This is a genomic window from Aureimonas sp. N4, assembly GCF_001463925.1.
GTDB classification, from domain to species: Bacteria; Pseudomonadota; Alphaproteobacteria; order Rhizobiales; family Rhizobiaceae; genus Aureimonas; species Aureimonas ureilytica_A.
Genome location: NZ_BBWS01000033.1, coordinates 1 through 23232 on the forward strand (window position 1 = coordinate 1; position 23232 = coordinate 23232).

Annotated in this window: 16 protein-coding genes; 2 read left to right on the top strand and 14 right to left on the bottom strand. The window is 66.4% G+C overall.

Annotation, left to right across the window (positions count from 1 at the left end; all coding sequences use genetic code 11):
• Positions 1-252, bottom strand: a 252-nt coding sequence (locus tag AUL28_RS10570; protein ID WP_156419958.1) for a glycosyltransferase family 2 protein, incomplete at its 3' end; no start/stop codon positions are given.
• Positions 253-404: 152 nt separating this feature from the next.
• On the opposite strand from AUL28_RS10570, the gene AUL28_RS10575 reads away from it, so the two are divergent.
• The gene (locus AUL28_RS10575) at positions 405-1409 is read left to right on the top strand and encodes an NAD-dependent epimerase/dehydratase family protein (protein ID WP_192843435.1); all 1005 of its coding nucleotides are present in this window, start codon (positions 405-407) and stop codon (positions 1407-1409) included.
• A gap of 20 nt (positions 1410-1429) precedes the next feature.
• On the opposite strand, the gene AUL28_RS10580 is transcribed toward AUL28_RS10575, so the two are convergent.
• The 7 genes from AUL28_RS10580 to AUL28_RS10610 form a co-directional block, all read right to left on the bottom strand.
• The gene (locus AUL28_RS10580; RefSeq protein ID WP_156419959.1) at positions 1430-2653 is read right to left on the bottom strand and encodes a hypothetical protein; all 1224 of its coding nucleotides are present in this window, start codon (positions 2651-2653) and stop codon (positions 1430-1432) included.
• A gap of 29 nt (positions 2654-2682) precedes the next feature.
• Positions 2683-3786, bottom strand: coding sequence for an acyltransferase family protein (locus tag AUL28_RS10585; RefSeq protein ID WP_062232234.1), 1104 nt, complete (start codon positions 3784-3786; stop codon positions 2683-2685).
• A complete protein-coding gene (locus AUL28_RS10590; protein ID WP_062232238.1) occupies positions 3783-5225 on the bottom strand; it encodes an oligosaccharide flippase family protein in 1443 nt (480 codons plus the stop codon). The genes AUL28_RS10585 and AUL28_RS10590 overlap by 4 nt, the downstream gene beginning before the upstream one ends.
• A complete protein-coding gene (locus AUL28_RS10595; protein WP_062232243.1) occupies positions 5222-6580 on the bottom strand; it encodes an O-antigen ligase family protein in 1359 nt (452 codons plus the stop codon). The genes AUL28_RS10590 and AUL28_RS10595 overlap by 4 nt, the downstream gene beginning before the upstream one ends.
• Positions 6573-8750, bottom strand: a complete 2178-nt coding sequence (locus AUL28_RS10600; RefSeq protein ID WP_062232246.1) for a GumC family protein — start codon at positions 8748-8750, stop codon at positions 6573-6575. The genes AUL28_RS10595 and AUL28_RS10600 overlap by 8 nt, the downstream gene beginning before the upstream one ends.
• A 12-nt stretch (positions 8751-8762) precedes the next feature.
• Entirely contained in the window at positions 8763-9707 is a 945-nt protein-coding gene (locus tag AUL28_RS10605; protein ID WP_062232249.1) for a UDP-glucuronic acid decarboxylase family protein, read from the bottom strand.
• Between the two features lie 88 nt (positions 9708-9795).
• Positions 9796-11139: a UDP-glucose dehydrogenase family protein gene (locus tag AUL28_RS10610; RefSeq protein ID WP_062232251.1), complete on the bottom strand. Its 1344-nt coding sequence runs from the start codon at positions 11137-11139 to the stop codon at positions 9796-9798.
• Between the two features lie 327 nt (positions 11140-11466).
• Here AUL28_RS10610 and AUL28_RS10615 point away from each other — a divergent pair, with 327 nt between their 5' ends.
• On the top strand, positions 11467-15852 hold the full coding sequence (locus tag AUL28_RS10615; protein ID WP_062232255.1) for a family 16 glycosylhydrolase: 4386 nt from the start codon (positions 11467-11469) through the stop codon (positions 15850-15852).
• A gap of 159 nt (positions 15853-16011) precedes the next feature.
• On the opposite strand, the gene AUL28_RS10620 is transcribed toward AUL28_RS10615, so the two are convergent.
• The 6 genes from AUL28_RS10620 to AUL28_RS10645 form a co-directional block, all read right to left on the bottom strand.
• Positions 16012-17121, bottom strand: a complete 1110-nt coding sequence (locus tag AUL28_RS10620; RefSeq protein WP_062232257.1) for an endo-1,4-beta-xylanase — start codon at positions 17119-17121, stop codon at positions 16012-16014.
• 348 nt (positions 17122-17469) lie between these two features.
• A complete protein-coding gene (locus AUL28_RS10625; RefSeq protein ID WP_062232261.1) occupies positions 17470-18444 on the bottom strand; it encodes an ABC transporter ATP-binding protein in 975 nt (324 codons plus the stop codon).
• A 20-nt stretch (positions 18445-18464) separates the two neighbouring features.
• The gene (locus AUL28_RS10630; protein WP_062232263.1) at positions 18465-19490 is read right to left on the bottom strand and encodes an ABC transporter ATP-binding protein; all 1026 of its coding nucleotides are present in this window, start codon (positions 19488-19490) and stop codon (positions 18465-18467) included.
• On the bottom strand, positions 19480-20454 hold the full coding sequence (locus AUL28_RS10635; RefSeq protein WP_062232266.1) for an ABC transporter permease: 975 nt from the start codon (positions 20452-20454) through the stop codon (positions 19480-19482). Before AUL28_RS10635 ends, AUL28_RS10630 begins: the two co-directional genes overlap by 11 nt.
• Entirely contained in the window at positions 20454-21485 is a 1032-nt protein-coding gene (locus AUL28_RS10640; RefSeq protein WP_062232273.1) for an ABC transporter permease, read from the bottom strand. Before AUL28_RS10640 ends, AUL28_RS10635 begins: the two co-directional genes overlap by 1 nt.
• Positions 21486-21615: 130 nt before the next feature.
• On the bottom strand, positions 21616-23232 hold a 1617-nt coding region (locus AUL28_RS10645; protein ID WP_062232275.1), incomplete at its 5' end, for an ABC transporter substrate-binding protein.

Below are 23232 nucleotides of genomic sequence, written 5' to 3' on the forward strand. Positions count from 1 at the left end.
CACCAGCACGTTGCGCGCCGCCGCCACGCCGCGTTCCTGCGCCGGCACGAGTTGCAGCGGCCAGCGATAGCCCTCGGCGACAAGCGCCGCGCAGACCGCCTCCCCCTCGCGCCGCTCCATATCGTTCTCCGCCACGATGACGCGCAGCGGCCCCGCGTGGTCGAGCCGCGCCACGGCCTCCAGGCAGCGCCGCAACGCGCGCGGCCGGCGACAGGTCGGGATCGCGACCACGAGATTGTCCTGTCCAGCCATATTCGCCTGTACGCTCCGCACCTGTTTATCCAACCCAACGCCCTTGGGTGATGCAACCTGATGTAAATTATGCTTCCGCTAAACTCTACCTATAAGGGCATTTCCGTCCGCACGGGATCGGAAGGTCGGGACCGCTTTCGAAAGAAAACCGCGTGCGCAAGATCGTCATCACCGGCGCGGCGGGCTTTATCGGGTTTCATCTGGCCGATCGGCTGCTGTCCTCGCCAAGCGGCGGCCCCGTGTCGATCCTTGGCCTCGATTGTCTGGACGATAGCTATGACGTCAGCCTCAAGCGTGAGCGTCTGGCGCTCCTGTCGCGCCATGCCGGCTTCGCCTTTCGCCCGCTCGACATTGCCGAGCCCGAACCGCTGGCGGCGCTGATGCGGGCGCAGACGCCCGATCTCGTGGTGCATCTGGCCGCGCGCGCGGGTGTGCGGCGCTCGCTGGACGAGCCCTTCGCTTATGCAAGCGCCAATGTCACAGGCCATCTCAGCGTGCTCGAAGCCTGCCGGCGCATGAGCCGGCCGCCGCGCCTCGTCTATGCCTCGTCGTCCTCGGTCTATCGCGGCACCGGGCTCACGGCTTCGGCCGAGACGGACGTGTCCGACCGACCCGCCTCGCTCTATGCCGCGACCAAGCGGGCGGACGAGCTGATGAGCGAGACCTATGCCGGATTGTTCGGGCTGGAGCAGGTCGGGCTGCGCTTCTTCACGGTCTATGGCCCGTTCGGTCGGCCCGACATGGCCTGCTGGCGCTTCACCGACAAGATCCTGAAGGGCGAGCCGATCGAGGTCTATGGCGGTGGGGCGCACTGGCGCGACTTCACCTATGTCGACGACATCGTGTCCGGCATTCTGTCGGTCGCCTTGACGCCGCTCACCCTTCCGGCCGAGCGCCCGCACGCGATCTACAATCTCGGTTGCGGACGGCCGGTGCGCCTGTCCGCCTTTATCGACCTTTTGGAACAGGCCATCGGCCGGCCGGCGATCCGTCAGGCTCTGCCGATGCAGCCGGGCGACGTGGAGGGTACGTTCGCCGATATCGGCGCGATCGCGCGCGACTATGGCTACCAGCCGCAAGTGCCCGTCGAAGAGGGTATCCGGCGCTTCGTGCGCTGGTTTCGCGCGCGCTATTCCGGCGGCGTGAGCGCGCCTTGAGCCCTTTTCCCCGCCTCCCATCATCGCGCCCAATCGACCCGCGCGAAGCTCCGGGCCATCAGCTCGTCCTCCGCATGGCGCGCAGGGTCGAAGCTTTCGCGCTCGGAACGGTCGTACTTCCAGTTGGTGCTGATCTCCCGAAAATGGCGGAAGCGGAAGTCGCGGCTGACGAGGCGTGCCCGCCACCAACCGTTGATCGTGTGCGTGTGCCACTGCGCTTCCGGCGGGCAGCGGGCGGGCACGACGGCCCATTTCGGGTTGCAGCGCATGGGATAGCGCGGGATCAGCCCATAGCGATAGGTCACGACAGGCGCGAGCTTGTGGCGATAATCGGTGAAGCGCGCGGGCGCGGCCTCGTCCAACGGGCGCGTCATGCCCTCGATCCCGAAAACCCAGTCCCCGTAAAAGGAGGTGACGCCGGCCGGAGAGGCTTCCGTCGCCTCGAAGACCGAACGGCCCGAGCGCGACAGGACCAGTTCGTCCAGATCGCAGTTGAGCACCGAGCGCGCGCGCTGGAGAAAGCGCCAGCGCGCATCGGCGAACATGCCGAGCTGCGAGAAATTGGAGTCCCAATAGCGCTTGGAGCCATATCCGGGCGGCCCATGCCGGAAGGGCCATTGGACGACGGTCACGCGCCTGAACCCCTCGACCTCGCGAAGCGCCGCCAGAAGCTCCTCCGGCCCGTAGCGCGTGGAGCCGTTGTCATAGATCAGAAGCGCCGTCGCGCCATGGACATCGCGGTAGAAGCGCGCCCAGTCCTGAAGCCAGACGAGTTCGTTGTTCTTGGACAGGGTGAGGACGACGCGCTCGCCCTCGAACGCATCGAAGCGCGGCGGGCTCACCTCGACGCGGTAGCGACCGAGCGGCCCGTCGATCTCGAGCGCCTGCGTGCCCGGCTCGACCTCGACCAGAAACTCCTCGTGCCGGTCGAGCAGGCGGTGATGGGCGCGGCAGGGCCGGCCGGAGGGCAGCGCGGTGATACCGGCGGCCAGCATGGGCTCGCGCAGGTTCAAAAGCGCCGGGCAGAGAAGGCGCACCGTTCTCCCGTCCTCGCTGCCCACCGCATCGAAGACGAGCGTGTGGAAGTCGAAGCGCGCGTCGAAATCCGCGCCGCGAAATTCCTCGGGGCGGCTCGGAATGCGGCGCACCGGCGCGTCCTCGGGAAGCACGAGGGAGCGGACCGTTTCGACCGCCTCCTGTCGTTCGGGCGGCGTGACGGACGGGGCGGGGGACATGCGGGTCATGCTCATCTGCTGATATCTCGGGCGCCGCATCACGCGTCCGCCTTCCGGCGGAAGCCACGCCGCCATCCCGCGCGCCAAGCCTCGCGCGCCGGCCGCTCCAGACCATGGAACGTGACCAGCGAAACGAGCATGACGGCGGGCACAAAGAGAAAGCCGGCGAGCGGCGTCAGGGTCTCGATCCCCCGCCCCAGAAGCGCCTTGCACAGGCCCGCCGCGACGATGATCAGCGCGCCTTGGTTGAGATAGACGCCATAGGACATGTCTCCCAGCCAACGAGCGACCCAGGCCGGGAAAGGCTTGAGCGAAGCGCCGATGCCGGCGGCGACCAGGAGGGGCATGAAAAGGCCGATCATCAGGAGATCGACCCAGAGCGCGGGGCCGAGCGCGGGCTTCCATTGGACGATCGCCAGCCACGCGACCAGAAGCGCGCCGAGCCCGATGGCGGGGCATGTCCACGGACGGCGTCGGTAGGCCCGATGCAGCAGCATTCCGAGGCCGAAGGAGAAGAAGACGCGTGGGAAGCCGCCCCAGATGTTCGACGTGGCCCAGCCGATATCGGCACTGCCGTAGAACAGGATGGCGGCCAGCAGTCCCGATCCGGCGGCCAGCGTGACGAGGAGAAGCGGGCCTGTGCCAAGTCGCGCAAAGGCGATGAAGAAAGACAGGCTCGCGATCATCTCGAAGAAGATGGACCAGGTCGCGCCATTGAAGGGGAACAGGGTCTCCTTGCCATAGGGCTCGAAGAAGCTCGGCAGCATCGCGAGGTTGACGGCCCCGGTCGGCCCGAGTCGCGCGGCGTCGATCCAGCCTTCGTTGGCGTGGAAACGCGCCGTCATCACGAAGAAGCCGAAGACGGTCGTCGCCAGAAACAGCGGATAAAGCCGCGCCAGACGCAGCGTGAGGAAGCGCCCGAAGCCGATCGTCCCGCTCGCCACGCGCTCGCCATAGGTCAGCGACAGGACGAAGCCGCTCAGCAGGAAGAAGAGATCGACCGCGAGATAACCGCCAGGCAGGAGATGGCCGCGCAGGCCGAACATAAAATCGACGTGGTAGACCAGCACGACCAGCGCGGCGAGGCCGCGAATGAGGTCGAGACTTTCGAAATAGGCGGAGCGTGCGACGGGCGAGGTCATGCGCGGCGGCCTCCCTTCAGCCAGTGGAGCGCCTGGGGCAGGACGTCCCGCCGCAGGTTCGCGACATCGAGCAGAACAGCCGCGAGCCCATAGGTCCCAGCCCCGGCCAGCACCGTGAGTGCCAGAAGAACAGTGGGCGACATCTCCGCCCCATGCAGGACGGCGAGGCAGGTTGCCGTCATGGCCAGCGCGGCCAGACCGACCCGGCCGAGGCTCGGGAGCGGCACTGGCATGGGGAACACCGATCGCAGAAGCAGGATCGACACCAGAACGCCCACGATGTCCCCCAGGACGATGCCATAGGCCGCGCCGAGGACGCCGAACGGACCGATCAGCAGGATCGACGCCCCCACATTGACCAGAAGCGTGACCGCGCCGCAGACGACCTGCCGCAGCGGGCGCTCCACGATCTGGAAGCCGATATGGAGATAGAACTGGGCGAAGGCGTTGAGCCCGCGCGAGAGCGCCAGAAGCGGCATGAGAAGTCCGACTTCGGCCTCGAACGCCCGGCCCGCCACGACCTCGCCGAACAAGGGCGCAACGAGGATCAGGCCCACGACCACCGGCACCATGGCGGCCAGAAACAGCTCCGCGCCATCGGCCAGATGCTCGCTCGATCCGCTTCGGCCTGATGTCACATGGGCGCGGATCGCCATCGGTCCGACAATGGCCGCGACCGAGGCGGCGACGATGCCGGTCAACTGACTGGTGACATCGAGCGCCGCACCGAAATGCCCGGCCGCTGCGGCACCCAGCAACCAGCCGACGATGAGGCGCGCCAGCGTCGCATTGCCGGAGAAGACGAGGCCCGAAAGCGAGAGCGGCAGGCCGTAGCGCCAGAAACGCCGGATCACAGCGTCCCCTGCCCGCTCGCTCGGGGCGGCGCGCAGAAGAGCGACGAGTGAGAGGATGGAGAGCGCCGCAAAGCCCGCAGCAATGCCCGCGACCACGGCCGAACCCGACACGAACAGAAAGGCCGCGCCGGTGCCGAGCGTGAAGCTCGTCAGGCTGCGCGCGATGCTGAGCCGAGCGAAGGCGGCGGAGTGGTGGCGCGCGCGGCGCACCTCCTGCGTGATGTCGAACAGCGCCTGCGCCACCGTCATGGCGAGGACGGCAAACACCGCGAGGATCGAAAACTCCGGCAGGAACTGGACGGCACCAAGGGCCAGCGTGGGAACGGCCAGAGCTGAGAGCATCGCGAACGAGGCCAGCGTGAACGGCAGGAAGTCGGTCTGCGGCGCTTCGGACTGATAGCGTCCCAGCGCGAAGCGTAGCCAGCCGTAGAGCACGTTACCGATCAGGTAGGCGAGGCTGACGCCGACCGAATACACGGCATAGTCGGCCGGGCTCAGGACGCGCGTATAGATGCCGAAAGACACGAAGCCCATGATGCCGGGCGTGGCGAAGGCCATGAGATAGATCAGCGCGTGCCGGGTCATGCGCGCCGCGCCAGAGAGGGCGGGCGCGGCAGCCGGCGCGTCGCGGGCTCGGGCACGAAGGCCCTTTTGGCGCTTTCCACACGGCAGCGGCGAATGCCCGCGACACCGATGATCAGGAACAGCCAGGCATTGTCGGCGCGCCCCAGCATGTTGGACTCCGTGCCATTGTGCAGGAGGCCGAAGAGCCAGAAGGACACGAACATGCCGAGAAGCCGCGTGTCGTTTCGCGGGATGGTGGTCAGATCCAAGACGGGCCGCACGAGGATGAACAGGAGAGCCAGCGCCAGCCCCGGCAGGCCGATCGTCGCGGCCGTGTCGAGATAGCCCTGATGCCCGTAGGAGGCGACGGAAACCCAGGTGTTGCCGTCCGTCGCGGCGGGCGAGGCCGCGCCGATCTGCCAGAAGGACAACATGCCCGCGCCCATGAACGGGTGCTCGCCGATATAGCGCACGAGCATGGCCCAGACATCCGTACGCCCGGTGAAGCTGGCGTCCCCGATCACCACCCGCGCCAGTTCATGAAAGAAGTCGCTCATGGTGGAGAGGATCGTCAAGGCGTTGATGGCGAAGACCGCGCCGCTGGCGATACCCAGAATGGCGAAGAGCGACCGCGTGCGTAGGATCGCGGTGGTCAGGCAGAAGACCGCGACGAGCAGCGCGAGGCTGGTCTTGGAGCCCGACATGACGAGGAAAATCACCTGCGGAATGGCGAGGAGCATGAGCCAGGCTGCCGGCACCCGCCCCCGCGCCGCATACAGGATGAAGAGTTCGAAAACGCAGACCGGGCCGGCGATGTTCTTGTGCGCGAACTGGCCCTTCCACAAGCCGTTCAGCTGCGGCTCCGCGCCCAGGTAGCCGTGTCGGCCAAGGCCCGGCAGGGCGAAGACGAAGACATATTTCGTCACCGTCTCGGCCAGGATGATGGCGAGGAACAGCCAGAGGATCGTCACCATGCGCCGGGGCGAGGCCACGCAGAGAATCGTCGCGAGCAGGGCAACCAGCGTGAAGATGTAACGGCGCATCGACACGTCGGGCAGGATGGCGATCGGCACGCTGGCGGCACACCAGCCCATCAGGAGGATCAAGGACAGGTCGAACTGCTGGCGCACGTCCGACCAGCGGTCCTGCACGTTGAGAAGCGCGAAGGCCAGCGAGCCGAACCAGAGAAGCTGCACGATCAGCGTCCCCTCGCGCCCCGCGCCGGGGTCCTCGCGGAAGCTGACGGCGTTCGGGTTCGGGAAGAACCAGATCATCAGGAAGAACCCGATGAAGGACGCCATGCGCAGGTGATCCCATTCGAGGCGAAAGCCATGGGAGGCGCGAGGCGGCACGCGGCCGGCGGCAAGCCTAGCCATAATAGGCGCTCTTGCCGGGGGCATATTCATATTCGAAATAGCGCTTGGCCGCGCGGCCATCGACCTTGTTGAGGACAATGCCGACGGTTTTCCTCTGGATCCGGTCGGAGAGTTCGAGCGCGCGGCGCGCATTGTCTGCGAGCGTCCCGCCCCATTCCACGGTGAAGACGAAACTGTCGATCATCTCGGCCGAGGCGCGCGCGTCGATGATCGGCAGAAGCGGCGGCAGGTCCACCACGACATAATCGTAATGGCGCTTGAGTTCGGCCAGCAGGGCTGCCATGGCCGGGGACGAGAGAACGTCGTTGGAACTCGTGCCCTCCTCCAGCCGGACGGCGGGCAGGAAGTCGAGGCGGCGGTCGCGCGTCTTGACGAGGGCCTGGGCGGCCCGGCCGCCGAGAAGATCGGAGAACGGCAGGCGGGCCGTACCGGCCAGACGCCGCGTCAGCGAGGGATTGCGGAAATCCCCGTCCACCAGAAGGGCGCGCGCGCCCGACTGGGCGGCGAGTTCGGCGAAATTGGCCGCCAATGTCGATTTGCCCTCGCCCGGCAACGCCGACAGGAAGCCGACGATCTGCGGCCCGCGCTCGGGCGGATGATCGTCCACCGCCAGCTTGATCGCGCGGATGGCCTCGGCAAAGCGCGAGATGGGATGGGCCACGACCTCGCGCAGCATCCCCGCTTCCGGCCCCTCCAGGCTGGGAACATTGGCAAGGCAGGCGAAGCCCAGCTGGCGCTCCACATCGGCCGGGCGGCGCAGCGTCTTGTCCGTGGCATCGCGCAGGAAGGCGAGGCCGAAGCCGCAAAGCGCCCCCATGACCAGCGCGCCGGCCAGCGTCATCGAGGCGCGCGGCTTGCTCTTCTGGCTGGGCGGCGAGGCGCTGGTGATGAGGCGCGCTTCCGTCAGCGGGAAGGACTGCTGCTGCACCGTTTCGCGGTAGCGCTGGAGGAAGCTGTCATAAAGCGCGCGATAGCTCTGGGCCGAGCTTTCCAAGGCGCGGAGCTGCACCTGCGCCTGACCCGACAATTGCGCCTCGGCCACCGCGTCCTTCAGATTGGTCTCGATGGTCTCGACGCGCGCGCGCGCGATCTCGTAATCGCTGCGATAGCCCTCGCCGATGCGCTTCAGCTCCTCGTCGATCGAGCGCTTCACCTCGGACAACTCGTTGCGCACGTTGGTGACCGCCTGATGCTGGCTGCCGAGCCGCTTGATCAGATCGGCCTCGCGCTTGGTCACTTCCGAATATTGGTTGCGCAGCTTGATGATGACCTCGTTGCGCAGGGCGTCGGTCAGCGTCCAGTCGGACAGGTCGGAGGCGAGCACCTGCTCCACGCGGTCGAGGCGCGCGCGCGCCTCGCTGGCCGTACCCCGCGCGCCCGAAAGCTGGGTGCTGAGTTCGGTCAGCTGCTGCTCCGACAAGAGCCGCCCGCCCCCGGCATCGACGATGTTGTTGCGGGCGCGGAAGTCCACCACCGCGCGCTCGGCGTCGGTCGCCTGCGCGCCGAGCTCGGCCAGGCGCTCCTGCATCCAGACGCCGGCGCGCCGGGTGGACTGGTACTTGGCGTCGAGCTGGTCCGTGACATAGGCGTCCGCCACCGCATTGGCGATCTCGGCCGCGCGCACCGGATCGTTCGCAGTGAAGGTGATCTCGAACACGAAGGTGACGCCGACCCGGCGCACCGACAGATTGTTATCGACCAGCGCTGCGGCGGCGCGCAGCTTCTGCTCGGGGGTCGGCGGCGTGGGCGTCGAGATCCACGAGCGGAGCGCGCCCTTAAGCGCGCCAAACCCGCTCGGGCGCGTCAGATCGGGGTCTTCGTCCAGCTTCAACTTGCGTACGACGGCGAACGCGATGTTCTCCGAGCGCAGGATTTCCAGCTGGCTTTCCACGGTCGGATTGTCCAGCGGCGTCTCGGTTTGGTTGGCGGCCGACGGGTTCATCATCGTGGTGGACTTGCGCGCGTCCATGACCATGACGGCCGTGGCCGTGAACTGCGGCGCGGCCGTCATCAGATAGAGGATGGCCATCACCAGAAACGCGCCCGTCACCGCGCCGATCAGCACAAGATGGCGCCGCGCCGTACCCCAGATCTGGAACAGGAGTTCCGTGGGCGACAGGATCGCGGAGGCCGGTTCCCGCTCGACAGGTGAAGGGGCGCGATGGAGCATGAGCGAACCCGCCTAGACCAGGGACCGGAAGTAATGGACGGTGCGCTCGATCCCGTCGGCGAGAGCCACCTTCGGCTCCCAGCCGAGATCGGCCTTGGCGCGCGAAATGTCGGGCCGGCGCTGGCGCGGATCGTCCGAGGGCAGCGGGCGGAACTCGATGCGCGACGATGAACCGGTCGTCTTCAGGACGAGTTCGGCCAGTTCCAGCATGGAGAATTCGCCGGGATTGCCGATATTGACCGGACCGGTGAAGCCGTCGGGCGTATCCATGGCCGCGAGCATGGCATCGACCAGATCGTCCACATAGCAGAAGGAGCGCGTCTGCTCGCCCGTGCCATAGATGGTGATGGGCTCGCCCTTCAGGGCTTGCACGATGAAGTTGGACACGACGCGCCCGTCATTGGGGTGCATGCGCGGGCCATAGGTGTTGAAGATGCGCACGACCTTGATGCGCAACGCGTGCTGGCGCCAATAGTCGAAGAACAGCGTCTCGGCGCAGCGCTTGCCCTCGTCGTAGCAGGAGCGCATCCCGATCGGGTTCACATGGCCCCAATAATCCTCCACCTGGGGATGGACGAGCGGATCGCCATAGACCTCCGAGGTCGAGGCCTGGAGGATGGGCACGTTCAGCCGCTTGGCGAGGCCGAGCATGTTGATCGCGCCATGCACGCTGACCTTGGTGGTCTGCACGGGGTCGCGCTGGTAATGGATCGGCGAAGCGGGGCACGCCAGATTGAAGACCTGCGACACCTGCACATAGAGCGGAAAGGTGACGTCGTGGCGCAGCACCTCGAAGCCGGGATGCCCGATCAGACCCGCGATATTGGCGCGTGTTCCCGTATAGTAATTGTCGACGCAGACGACATTCGTCCCTCGCCCGATCAACCGCTCGCACAGATGCGAGCCGATGAATCCGGCGCCGCCCGTGACGAGCGCGGTTTGCGTATAGGGGTTCATCCCGAGGCTCCCAACACAGTCGGAAAAGGCGCCGCCCTCATGGCGCGCCCTTGGGGCCTGCCCGCCTTCGGGCCGGCCGATCACGCGATCAGGCCGCCGCCTCGGTGCGCGCGCGCATCGGCGCATCGCCGCCCCGGCCGACGTCGTGATACTGGAAGCCCTTGGCCTCCATGATCTCGCGCTTGTAGACATTGCGCAGGTCGAGAAAGACCCGGCCGTTCATGGCCGCGCCGATCCGCTCCAGATCGAGCGCGCGGAACGTGTTCCATTCCGTCACCAGAACCACGGCATCCGCCCCGGCCACGCAGTCATAGGCGTCGCTCGCGTAGGCCACGTCGTTCAGCACCAGGGCGGCCTGCCCCATGCCCTCGGGGTCGAAGGCGCGCACGTTCGCGCCGCCATCCTGAAGCGCGGTGACGATGGCGAGCGAGGGCGCGTCGCGCATATCGTCCGTGTTGGGCTTGAAGGTCAGGCCGAGCAAGGCGACCGTGCGCCCGCGCACGCTGCCGCCCAGCGCCTCGATCACCCGCCGCGCCATGGAGCGCTTGCGCTGGTCGTTGACCGCCGCCACCGTTTCCACGATGCGCGAGGGCGCGCCGAAATCCTGCGCCGTCTTGATCAGGGCGAGCGTGTCCTTGGGGAAGCAGGAGCCGCCATAGCCCGGCCCGGCATGAAGGAACTTCGCGCCGATGCGATTGTCGAGGCCCATACCGCGCGCCACGTCCTGCACGTTGGCACCGACCTTCTCGCAGAGATCGGCCATCTCGTTGATGAAGGTGATCTTGGTCGCCAGAAAGGCGTTGGCGGCGTATTTGGTGAGTTCGGCCGTTCGCCGGCTGGTGTGCAGGATCGGCGCGCTGTTGAGATAAAGCGGGCGATAGACCTCGTTCATCACCTCGCGCGCCCGCGCGTCGTCGGAGCCGACCACGATTCGGTCCGGCCGCTTGAAATCGTCGATCGCCGCGCCTTCGCGCAGGAATTCGGGATTGGAGACGACCTGGAAATCGGCGTCTGGGCGCAACTCGCGCACGATGCGCTCCACCTCGTCGCCCGTGCCGACCGGAACGGTGGACTTGGTGACGAGCACGGTATGGCCCCGCAGCGCATGGGCGATGTCGCGCGCGGCGGCATAGACATAGGTAAGATCGGCGAACCCGTCGCCGCGCCGTGAGGGCGTGCCGACCGCGATGAACACGACCTCGGCCTCGGCGACGGCAGCCGACAGATCGGTGTCGAAGGACAGACGCCCCGCCGCCATGTTGGAGGCCACCAGCCCGTCCAGTCCCGGCTCGAAGATCGGAATGTGCCCCTCGCGCAGGGCCGAAATCTTGTTGGCGTCTTTATCCACACAGCGCACGGCGTGGCCGAAATCGGCAAGGCAAGCGCCAGACACGAGTCCGACATAGCCGGAACCGACAATCGCGATCTTCATGAAGGGGCTCACTACGACAGGGAAATAAAGACCAGACGTGCCCGCCGCTTCGGCCGGCTCCGTACTTCCTAAACGCCACTCTAGATGGTTCTTTTCCTACATCACCCAATCCATGGTCAAGTGCGGTGCAGCAATATTATGGTATTTTTCGTAATATATACTTCTATATAGTAATTCATATACATGATGTAGGATTGCTTGCTTAAAATTGATACGCGCAGCTTGGTAATCTCTACCGACATCGCTGCGAGGATCGGAGCCATCATCACGAATGGAACGATCGACCGCGCCTCCCCCCGGCGCTCGATCGCTGCGGGAGACAAGGCCTTGCCAACGCAGACCGATCCGACGAACACCGGCACACCCGCCAACAGTCTGACAGCCGAGATCGCGGCGGCGCTCGCCAACCTGGCGCGCTCCCAGGCGGCGGAGGCGACCGGGCGTCCCGTCGCCTGGCGCTATGCCGACACGGCGGGCACGGCCGTATCGGGCACCGCGCGCGCCGATGAAATCCGCGGCGGCGCCAACACGGTCCTGTCCGGCGGCGAAGGCGACGATGTCTATATCGCCTGGAACCAGACGACGCGCATCATCGAAAAGGCCGGCGAAGGCATCGACACGGTCAAGACCTGGGCTTCGTCCTTCACGCTCGACAACACGCAGTCGATCGAAAATCTCGTGCTGGCCGGCACGGCCAACTCGTCTGGCACGGGCAACGATCTCGACAATGTGCTCACCGGCAACAGCGGCGACAATATCCTGAACGGCGGGCGCGGCAACGATGTGCTGATCGGCGGCGGCGGGCGCGACACGTTCGTCATGCAGAAGGGCGGCGGCCAGGATGTGGTGCGCGACTTCGCCGCATCGGGTGCCTCGGCCGACAAGCTGCTGATCGAGAACACGGGTTTCGCAAGCTTCGCGCAGTTGAAGGAGCGGATCGTACAGGTCGGCGCCGACACGCTGGTGCTGCTGGAGGAAGGCGACGCCGTTCTCCTCAAGGGCGTGAACTCGGGCGACCTGACGGAGGCGAACTTCGCCTTCAAGCCCAGCGCCACGACCGCCCCCTCCCCCCTTGTGAAGGACGCAGCCCCTGTCGAGACCCCTGCTCCGCAGACCGTCGTGATCGGCCCCTCGGCCCTCACGGAAAAGCTCCTGGCGGTGTCCGGCGGGCCGGGCGCATGGCTGAGCGCCAAGACCGCCAATGGCAGCCTTCAGGGCGGCGCGGGCAACGACCAGCTGTCGGCGCAGGCCGCCTCCGTCACGCTCATGGGAGGAGCGGGCGACGACACCTATATCGTCAACCCGACGACGCGCATCGTCGAGAAGGCCGGCGAAGGCATCGACACGGCGCAGAGCTGGTACAGCTACAAACTCCCCGGTGACCAGTCGATCGAGAACCTCACGCTGATGGGCTCGGGCGCGATCGACGGCACGGGCAACGATCTCGACAACATCATCACCGGCAACGACGCCAGCAACGTGCTGGAAGGCGGCCGGGGCGCGGACACGTTGACCGGCCGGGGCGGCAGCGACACGTTCGTCGTCATCCAGGGCACCGGCACCAAAACCATCACCGACTTCACCGTCAGCGGTCCGGCCGCCGACACGCTGCGCATCGACGGCGCGTCGTTCGGCAGTTTCGCGGCCCTCAAGCAGCGCATGGTGCAGGTCGGCGCGGACACGCATATCGATCTGGGCGGGCGCGAGGGCGTCATCCTCAAGGGCGTGGCGATCGGCAGCCTGTCGGCCGCCAATGTCCGTCTCGTCAACGTGGCCGATACCATCGTTGGCACTGCCGGTGTCGACACGCTGGACGGGGGCGACGGCAACGACACGCTGACGGGGGGCGCCGGGCGCGACGCCTTCGTGATCGCCAAGGGCAACGGGTCCGACACGATCACGGATTTCGCGGCCGGATCGCAAGGCGACTTTCTCGATCTGAAGGGCTTTGCCTTCGAGAGCTTCGAGGCCTTCCGCGCCGGGGCGACGCAGGTCGGGGCGGACACGGTGATCGCACTGGGTGGAGGCGAGACGCTGACGCTGAAAGGCGTCACGGCCTCCAAGCTGATCGCCGAGAATGTCGTTTTCGAGAACGCCCTGCCCCTCACCGGCTCGTCCGCCGCCACCTTCTCTTCCAACGTGGCGGGCGCCAGCGTCAACGGCTCGGCCGGCAACGACTACCTGATCGCCAATGCGCGGCATGTGACGCTCATTGGCGGCTCGGGCGACGATACCTATGTGGCGTCCGACACCACCATCAAGATCGTGGAAAAGGCGGGCGGGGGCATCGACACGGTGCTCAGTTGGAACGACATCGGCTTCGCCCTGCCGAGCGGCCAGTCCGTCGAGAACGTGACCCTGATGGGCAAGGCGAACTCTTCGGCCATCGGCAACGAACTCGCCAATCTCGTGACCGGCAATGACGGCAACAATGTCCTGAACGGCAAGGGCGGAAACGACGTCCTCTCCGGCAAGGGCGGGGCCGACACGTTCGTCGTCGCGCGCGGCGAAGGCTCGGACGTGATATCGGACTTTTCCTCCGCTGAGGGCGATCGCATCCGTCTCGACGGCTCGCGCTTCAAGAGCTTCGCGGACCTCAAAGGCGCGATCAGCCAGGTCGGCACCAACAGCTTCATCGCGCTCGGCGACGGGCAGACGCTGACCCTCCAGAACACGGTGGCGAGCTCGCTCTCGGCCAAGGACTTCGTCTTCGACCTCGACAAGAGCGCGATGGTTCAGACCTTCCGCGACGACTTCAACAGCTTCTCGCGCTTCGACGGCACGGGCGGGACCTGGCGCACCCAGTTCGAATGGGGCGGCATCAACGCCTATACGCTGAGTTCCAACGGCGAGGGGCAGCTCTATGTCGACAATACGTTCAAGGGCCTGCCCGGCAAGGAAGCGGCGACCCCGCTCGGCCTCAACCCGTTCTCGGTCCAGAACGGCGAGCTGACCATCACGGCCAAGGCCATCCCCTCCTCCGTGTCGGGATCGACCGGAAACTTCCAATACATGTCCGGCCTCATCACCTCGGAGGCCACTTTCGCCCAGACCTATGGCCATTTCGAAATGAAGGCGACCCTGCCGCAGGGCGCGGGCGCCTGGCCGGCCTTCTGGCTGCTGCCGGTCAACAACACCTGGCCGCCCGAACTCGACGTGATGGAAATTTTCGGTGACCAGCCGGGCGCGGTCCATTTCGACGCCCATTCGGGCAGCGACGGCATGAACAAGGGCAATTACGGCCTCGTGGGCGACCTTTCGGGCTCGCACACGTTCGGCGTCACCTGGACGCCCTATACGCTAACCTATTTCGTGGACGGGCACGAAATGCTGACGGTGGACACGCCGTCCGACATGAACAGCGCCATGTACATGCTCGCCAATATCGCGGTCGGCGGGCTGGCCAGCGAGCCGGGGAAGGATTTCCTGGCGCAGATGAAGATCGACTCGATCTCCGCCTATCAGCTCGCCGACTATACGCTCGCCCGTTACACGCTGAAGACATCGGCGACGCCCACCACGACCATCACCGGCACGAGCGCCAGCGAAACGCTCAATAGCACGGCCGGGGCCGATCGGATCGACGGCGGCGCGGGCGTGGACACGCTGGTCGGCGGGCTGGGCGACGACACCTATATCGTGCGCAATGGCTCGACCAAGATCGTGGAGGCGAGCGGCGGTGGCATCGACACGGTGCGCTCCGAGGTCTCCTTCACGCTTTCCGCTTTCGTGGAGAACCTGACGCTGACCGGCTCCGCCAACATATCGGCGACCGGCAATTCCCAGTCCAATATCCTGATCGGCAATGCCGGCGACAATGTCCTCAACGGCATGGGCGGCAACGACATCCTGACCGGGGGCGCTGGCCGCGACACGTTCGTGATCGGCAAGGATGCGGGCTCCGACATCATCACCGACTTCGAGGCCGGCAAAGGCGCGGGCGATGTGGTCCGGCTCGACGCCTCGCCCTTTTCGAGCTTCGCAGATGTGAAGGGCGCGATGACGGAGGTCGGCGCCGACGTTCACCTCGCCCTGTCGCCCTACGAGACGCTGGTGTTCCGCAATCACAAGATCGCGGATTTCGCCGCCGACGACTTCCAGTTGCCCACCGCCCCGCCCGTCAGCGCCGGCTACAGCCTGAACGTGACGGGCACGAGCGGCGCGGACCGGCTGATCGGCTCGGGCTCCAACAATCTGATGGACGGCAAGGGCGGCAACGACACGCTGATCGGCGGGCGCGGCGACGACACGTACCGCGTCTATGCCGGCGACAAGGTGACGATCATCGAGAAACCCGGCGAAGGCGTCGATACGGTAGAGACCTACGCCTCCTTCACGCTGCCCGACAATGTCGAGAACCTGACGGCCATGGCCTGGAACCTGACGCTGACCGGCAATGGCATGGCCAATCGCATCACCGGCCATGGCGGCGCGGAAGTGCTCAACGGCAAGGGCGGCGGCGACTGGCTGACGGGCGGCGGCGGCAACGACATCTTCGTCTTCGAAAAGGGTTCGGGCTTCGACACGATCACCGATTTCCACGCGGCCGGCACGGGCAAGGAGCACGACACGATCCGTCTGGTCGGCTTCGGCAGCGGCGCGACGCTGACCCACGAGGGCGATGTGTGGACCGTGCATCACACTGGGGGCACGGACTCGTTCCGCACGCTCGGCGTCGAATCGCTGGATGCCAGCGACGTGGTCTGGGCCTGAGGCAGGCTTCGGGAGGCTCGGACTGAATTCCGGGCCTCCGGATAATGCGGTCTGGCGGCGGGGCATCACCGCCGGCAACAGCTAATCGGAACCCATGCCGACCATCAGCAAGCACGCAGCCAGCCCGCAGACTGCCTTCCGTGGATGTCCGGGGAGCCGCTATGCAGCAGAGCGGATCGCGGCTTCGATGACGCCCCAGAGGGGCTTGCGCTGGAAGCCGGCGTCGAAGGCGAGCGGGCGCAGTGGGCGACCGTCCCGCCGCCGGCTCCAGTCGTAATACTGGTACCAGCTCTTGTCGTCCGTATAGCCCCAGGTCGTGATCGTGACGGGCTTCGTCTCGGCCATGACGCAGTCGAGATAGGTCTTGGCATGGTCGGCGGCGAGCCGGTCGCGCTCCGCCTCGTCGGCCGGCATGGCCGTGTCCTTCACGTCGAGTTCGGTGATGGCGATCTTGTAGCCAAGGCTCACCACCTCGCGCGTGAAAGCCGTGAGCCCATCCAGATCGAGCCGCCCGGTTCCGTCGAGATGAGACTGGAAGCCGACGCAATCGACCTCGGCCTTTTGATCCCGCAGGTGCCGCAGAAGCTTCAACAGGCTGTCGCGCTTTCGCCGGTCCTCCGCCTTGGCATATTCGAACCCGTATTCGTTGTAGCAGAGCAACGCCTTCGGGTCGGCCTGCCGCGCCTGCGCAAAGGCGCGGGTCATATAATCGGGGCCGAGGCGCTGGAGATAGAGCGTGTCGCGCAGCCCGTCCTCGCGCGGGCTCTTGGGGTCCACCTGCTCGTTGACCACGTCCCAGCGCACGACCTGGCCGCGAAAGCGCGAGACCATATGGTCGATATAGGTCGCCATCGCCCGCTCGAAGGCGGCGGGATCGTTCACGGACTTCAGCCAGTCGGGCACGGTCTGGAACCAGATCAGCGTATGGCCGACGAGGCCGACCTTCTTCTCGGCGAGATAGCGAGCGAAGAGATCGAGCTTGGTGGTGTTGAAGACCTTCGGGCCCGGCTGGACGGCGCGCCAGTGGAACTCGTTGCCGGGCACGCAGAGCGAGCATTCGGCGACGAGCCGGTCCATATAGGCGCGGTTGGCGGGAAAGCGGCTCGCCGGCTCGCAGAGGCCGAAGGGAATGCCCGCCTTCTGCCCGGTTTCGCGCAGGCTCGGATGCGCGGAGAGCGCCGCGCCCGTGTCGGCTCGCGCCGGGCCGCCCGCCGCCGCCGCGCCCCAAAGCGCGACGCCACCACTGATGAACTGCCGCCGATCGAGCATCGCACCATCCCATCCGCAAGAAGAGGAAAGCAGGTCCTGCCCGCCGCGATGGCATTCTTAACGAGTCATATCGTCCGAATGAAGTCCAGATCCGGCAAAAAAGCCGAACACCTCGCCCCTCGCCAATCCTCTATAGTATAAATGGATCGGAATTCAGACGATAACTATATCTCTCAACGAAACCTCAGGGCGCCTGGATCTAAGGTCTTCGCAAAAGAAAACACAGGGAGACCCGACATGCTGCTCTGGGCCATCGTCCATCTGGTCTCGGCGCTCGCCGTCATCGCGCTGTCCGACCACGCCTCATGCGAGGACAGGGGAGGAGCGGCCTGACGCCGCCCTTTCCGTTCAAAGCGGAAAATGGCAAGCCGCGAGCGAGCCGCCATCGTGTGCGGATAGGATCGGGCGCTCCGTGCGGCAGCGGTCCTTGGCGCGCGGGCAGCGCGGCTCGAAGCGGCACCCGGTGGGCGGGCTCACGGGGCTCGGCGTCTCGCGCGCGGGCAGGCGCGCGCCGCGTGTCTTGCGCCCATGGGCGTGCGGCTCGGGGATCGCTTCCAGCAACGTCGCCGTATAGGGGTGCTTGGGCCGCGAGAAGATCTCGTCCACCGCCCCGATCTCGACGATGCTCCCGAGATACATCACGGCGACCCGGTCGGAAATCTGCCGGACGACGGCCAGATCATGCGCGATGAAGACATAGGTCAGGCCGAACCGATCGCGCAGATCGCAGAAGAGATTGACGATCTGCGCCTGTACCGAAACGTCCAGCGCCGACACCGGCTCGTCGGCGACGATCAGCTTGGGCTTGAGCGCCAGCGCGCGGGCAATGCCGATGCGCTGGCGCTGGCCGCCCGACAGCTCGTGCGGATAGCGCCGCGCGAAGCTTTCGGGCAGCTCGACGCTGGTGAGCAGCTCCGCCACCCGCGCCTCGATCTCGGCCGAGGCGGCGAGCTTGTGGACGCGCAGCGGCTCGGCCAGAAGATCGCCAATCCGCCGGCGCGGGTTGAGCGAGGCATAGGGGTCCTGGAACACCATCTGAAGCCCGGCGCGCAAGGGGCGCAGCTGCTTCATGCTCAGCTCCGAAATCTCCTGTCCGTCGAAGCGCAGGCTTCCGTCGGAGAGATCGTGCAGCCGCGTGATGCAGCGCCCGAGCGTGGACTTGCCGCAGCCCGATTCCCCCACGAGCCCGAGCGTCTCGCCGGGCATGACGTCGAAGGACACGTTGTCCACCGCCGTGAGCATCTGCCGCCGCGCGGCGAGCCAGGAGCGGCTGGCGTTGAAGCGCTTGGTGACGCCATTGGCGCTGAGAAGGGGCTGGGTCATGGACCTGTCTTTCACGGCGCTCATGCGGCGATCCCGCCTTCGCCCGCCCGGCGGAAGCCGCGCTTCACCTCGTCCGGCAGGAAGCAGGCGACCTCTTGCGCGCCATCGGGCACGAGCGGCGGGCGCCCGGCGCAGGGCTCGAAGCGGTAGCGGCAGCGCGGCGCGAAGGCGCAGCCTTGCATCGGCGCGCCGGAGGACGGTGGCAGGCCGGGAATGCCCGTGAGCCGCTCGGGCCTTGCACCCCGCAGCGGCGGGATCGAGTTGAAGAGCCCATGCGTGTAGGGATGGCGCGGGGCGGAAAAGAGCGCGCCGACCGGCCCGCTTTCCACGATGCGCCCGGCATACATGACGGCCACCTTGTCGGCGATCTCCGACACGACGCCGAGATCGTGTGTGACGAAAACGACCGCCGTGCCATGGTCGCGGCGCAGCCGGTCGATCAGATCGAGGATCTGCGCCTGCACGGTGACGTCGAGCGCCGTGGTCGGCTCGTCGGCGACGATCAGCTTGGGCTCGCAGGAGACCGCCATGGCGATGACGATGCGCTGGCGCATGCCGCCCGAGAGCTGGTGCGGATAGCGATCGAACACGCGCTTGGGGTCGGGAATGCCGACTTCGGCCAGAAGCCCTTCGGCCTTGTCGCGCGCGGCCCTGGCGGAAAGTTTCGTGTGGGCGCGAATCTGCTCGACGATCTGCGCGCCGACCGTATGGACCGGCGTCAGCGCCGTCATCGGGTCCTGGAAGATCATGGCCGCCTGCTTGCCGCGAATGCGGCGCAACTTCTTTTGCGACATACCGACGAGTTCTTCGCCCTCCAGCCGCACCGAGCCGGAAATCTCCGCGTTCGGGTCGAGGATCAACCCGAGGACGGAGAGCAATGTCTGCGTCTTGCCCGAGCCGGACTCGCCGACGAGCCCCAGGACCTCACCGGCCGAGACCTCCAGCGACACGCCCTCGACGGCGCGCACGAGGCCCCGCTCGGTGCGGAAGGCCACGCACAGATCGCGGATCGACAGAAGCGGTTCGCGAATAGGCTCACTTGGCATCGCGCACCCTCGGATCGATCACGGCATAGAGCATGTCCACCAGCGCATTGGCGGCGACGACGAAGAAGGAGGCGTAGAGAACGGTGGTGAGGATCACCGGCAGGTCCAGCGTCTGGAGCGCATCATAGGTGAGCTTCCCGACGCCGCGCAGGCCGAACACGACTTCGGTGAGCAGCGCACCGCCGCCGATCAGCGCCCCGAAATCGAGGCCGAACATGGTGACGAAGGCGATGAGCGAGGAGCGGACGCCATGGCGCAGGAGAATGCGCCGCTCCGACAGGCCCTTGGCCCGCGCGGTGCGCACGAAATCTTCCTGCAGCGTCTCGATCAGATCGGCGCGCAGGATGCGCCCGTAAAGGCCGATATAGAGGATCGCGAGGGTGATCCAGGGGATGACGAGCGCGCGGAACCAGCCGAGCGGGTCGGTCAGAAGCGGCTTGTAGCCGAGCGGCGGCACCCAGGAGAAGAGGAACGTGTCGTGCATCCGGCTCTGGCTAAGGAGGTTCATCACCTCACCCACCCAGAAGACGGGCATGGAGACGCCGATGAGGCTCAGCGCCATCAGCGCCTTATCGGTGATCGAGCCGCGCATGGCGGCCGCGACGACACCCACCAAGAGCCCCCCGACGATCCAGAGCACGGCCGCGCCGAAGACGAGCGAAAGCGTGACGGGAATGGCCTTGGTGACGGCCGGCACGACCTTCTGCCCCCGGTTCACGAAGGAGGTCAGGTCCTGCGTGATGAAGAGGCGCTTCATCATCACGGCGTATTGCACCGGCAGCGGCTGGTCGAGGCCGAAGCTCGCGCGCACCTGCTGCAGCGTTTCGGGCGAGGCGTTGCGCCCCGCGATGCGCGCGGCGGGGTCAGCGCCAGGCGTCGCGAAGAAGATCAGGAAGACGATGACGCTGATGCCGAACATGACCGACACGAGCCTGATCAGGCGGGAGAGGATCGCGAACAGCATCAGGCGATCCTCACCTTGGCGCGCGGATCGAACGCATCCCGCACCCCGTCGCCCAGGATGTTGAGCGCCAGAACGGTGAGCGCGATGGCAATGCCGGGCGCGAGCGCGACGACGGGCCGCGAATAGAGGAGCCCCTGCCCGTCCTGAATGATCGTGCCCCAGGAAGCATCCGGCGGCTGAACGCCGATCGACAGGAAGGAGAGCGAGGATTCGGTGATCATGTTGAGCGCGATCAGGATCGGCACCAGCACGATGACGCGCGGCAGAATGTTGGGCAAAAGGTCCTTGAAGAAGATGCGATGGGCGGGAACGCCGAGGGCCTTGGCCGCCGTGATGAATTCCGAGCGCATGAGCGAGAGCGTCTGCCCCCGGATCGGCCGCGCGACATAGGGCACATAGACGATGCCGATGATGAAGACCGGCAGCCAAAGGCTTCCCGAGCGCAGCTCGATCGGCCCGATCGACACGCCTTGGCTGATCAGCACGATCGAGAGCGAGATGGCGAGGAGATAGATCGGAAAGGCCCAGAGCACATCCAGAATCCGGTTGAGGACGCCGTCCACCAGACCGCCGAAGAAGCCGCAGGCCAGACCCACGACGACCGCAAGGCTCAAGGTCAGCACCGTCGCCGCGCCTGAGATCAAAAGCGAATTGCGCCCGCCATAAAGAAGCCGCGCCGCGACGTCCCGCCCCTGATTGTCCGCGCCCAGCATATAGGGGCCGAATTCCCAGGTCGGGCCGATGGGCGTGACGCCGAGGCCGAGCCCCGTCGTGGACGGCTCCAGAACCGAGCGCACCTGCCCATCGACGGTAATCTGGCCGTTGAGATTGGTGGCGAACGGGTTCGTGCCCGATACGTGCGCCGCGTAGAGCGGCGCGGCGAGACAGGCGAGCGCGACGAGCAGGAGCAGGCCGAGCGCCAGCATGGCCGCGCGGTCGCGCCGCAACCGTCGCCAGGCGGTGGCCCAGGGGCCGGGCGAGATGTCGCGCGCCGGCGCTATTGGGGCGGAAGGGGAAAGACTGTCGGTCACGATGGGTTTGCCGTCGTCCGGCGCGGCGGGCGGTGAGCGCCCGCCGCTGGCCGGATGCCTCTCAAGGGAAAAGGAACCGCCGGCTCCGGGCAGGACTGCCGGAGCCAGCCGGAGGATCAGGCGAACCGGATCACTGCACCGCAATCTTGGAGAAGATGGCGTAGAATTGCGGGCTGAAGGTGAAGTTCTGGACCCGCGAGGAGACGAAATCGACGCGCTTGGGCGTGAAGAGCACGGCGGCGGGCGCGGCGTCCGTCACCATTTTGTCCACTTCCGACCAGATCGGCAGGGCGGCCTTCGGGTCCTTCACACCGGCGGCAAAGGCTTCCGCCATCTTGGCGTCCACGGCCTTGTCGCAGAAGCCCGCGATGTTGACCGAGGCGTCGGAGCCCGGATGGAACGAGGCGCAGGAGAAGAGCACGTTCAGGAAGTTCGAGGGCGAGGGATAGTCCTGGAACCACTGCGAGATCGAGATCTGCACCTTATTGTTGGTGTTCTGGATATAGGTGAACTGGAGGTTCTGCGAGATCGGCTGGACGCTCGCCTTGTAGCCGAGTTCGCTCAAGATATCCTGGAGATAGACGCCGATGGCGCGGGAGACCACCGTATCCTCGGCGATGATCTTGACCTCCTGACCCGCCGTGCCGGACTCGGCGACGAGGGCCTTCGCCTTCTCCATGTCGGGCGCGGACCAAGTGGTGCCGGGGTTCAGCGTGTAGGGGCAGTAGGGCACGTGGCCGGGGAAGTCCGGCGGCAGGATCTGACAGGCCGGTTGGGCGAGGTTCGCGCCGCCGAAGAGCTTGACGATGGCGTTGCGGTCGATCGCGAAGTTCACGGCCTGGCGCACCTTCTGGTTATTGAAGGGCGCGAGATTGGTGTTCATCGGCGCGTACCACATCGCCGTCAGCGGATGCAGGAAGACCTGATTGGCATATTGCGTGCCGATCTCGGACAGGCGATCGGGCGGCGGCTGATCGAACATCCAGTCGGCGTCGCCGTTCTGAATGGCGGTGACGGCGGCTTCCTCGGTCAGGCCGAAATCATAGGAGATGTCGTCCGCGAGGCCATCGGGCTGCGCCTCGGCGCTCCATTCCTTGAAATTCGGATTGCGCACGAACTTGATCGCGGCGTTCGGATCGTAGGACTGGATCGCGTAAGGCCCGGTGCCGGGGATCGGCGTCGTGCCCTGGTCGCTCGCCGGGGTGCTGGCCGGCATGATATAGGCGTGCGGCACCGCGATTTTCTGAAGGAACTCGCCATCCGGCGCGGTCAGGTTGATCGTCACCGTGCCGGCCGCCTTGTCGGCCACGACGCCGCCCTCCAGCGTGCAGTCGGCGGGGCTGGCGATGCATTTGTCGGCGCCGACAATGCCATTGTAGAAGGTGCCGGCCGTCGGACCGGAAATCTTGAAGATGCGCTGGAAGGAGGCGACGACGTCGTCGGTCGTCAGGTCCTGCCCGTTGGAGAACTTGATGCCCTTGCGCAGCTTGAACGTGTAGCTCTTGCCGTCGTTCGAGGGGGTCGGCAGCGCCTCGGCGAGGTCGGGCACGACCTCGAAGCCGGTCGCGTCGCCGGCCTTGCGGAAGGTCACGAGCCCGTCATAGGTGATGTAGAAGAGCTGCCAATATTGCAGCGTGTAGTTGATCTGCGGATCGATCGTGCCGGCCGCCGCGCGGGCCAGAAGCCGCAGGCTGCCGCCCTTTTCCTGGGCCGAGGCGGGGCTGGCCGCCAGTGCGCAGGCGAGGGC

What these genes read in the sequence shown, in the direction of transcription:
- AUL28_RS10580 (WP_156419959.1), bottom strand. Translation starts at nt 2,653, where the DNA reads ATGACCCGCATGTCCCCCGCCCCGTCCGTCACGCCGCCCGAACGACAG.
- AUL28_RS10585 (WP_062232234.1), bottom strand. Translation starts at nt 3,786, where the DNA reads ATGACCTCGCCCGTCGCACGCTCCGCCTATTTCGAAAGTCTCGACCTC.
- AUL28_RS10590 (WP_062232238.1), bottom strand. Translation starts at nt 5,225, where the DNA reads ATGACCCGGCACGCGCTGATCTATCTCATGGCCTTCGCCACGCCCGGC.
- AUL28_RS10595 (WP_062232243.1), bottom strand. Translation starts at nt 6,580, where the DNA reads ATGGCTAGGCTTGCCGCCGGCCGCGTGCCGCCTCGCGCCTCCCATGGC.
- AUL28_RS10600 (WP_062232246.1), bottom strand. Translation starts at nt 8,750, where the DNA reads ATGCTCCATCGCGCCCCTTCACCTGTCGAGCGGGAACCGGCCTCCGCG.
- AUL28_RS10605 (WP_062232249.1), bottom strand. Translation starts at nt 9,707, where the DNA reads ATGAACCCCTATACGCAAACCGCGCTCGTCACGGGCGGCGCCGGATTC.
- AUL28_RS10610 (WP_062232251.1), bottom strand. Translation starts at nt 11,139, where the DNA reads ATGAAGATCGCGATTGTCGGTTCCGGCTATGTCGGACTCGTGTCTGGC.
- AUL28_RS10620 (WP_062232257.1), bottom strand. Translation starts at nt 17,121, where the DNA reads ATGCTCGATCGGCGGCAGTTCATCAGTGGTGGCGTCGCGCTTTGGGGC.
- AUL28_RS10625 (WP_062232261.1), bottom strand. Translation starts at nt 18,444, where the DNA reads ATGACCCAGCCCCTTCTCAGCGCCAATGGCGTCACCAAGCGCTTCAAC.
- AUL28_RS10630 (WP_062232263.1), bottom strand. Translation starts at nt 19,490, where the DNA reads ATGCCAAGTGAGCCTATTCGCGAACCGCTTCTGTCGATCCGCGATCTG.
- AUL28_RS10635 (WP_062232266.1), bottom strand. Translation starts at nt 20,454, where the DNA reads ATGCTGTTCGCGATCCTCTCCCGCCTGATCAGGCTCGTGTCGGTCATG.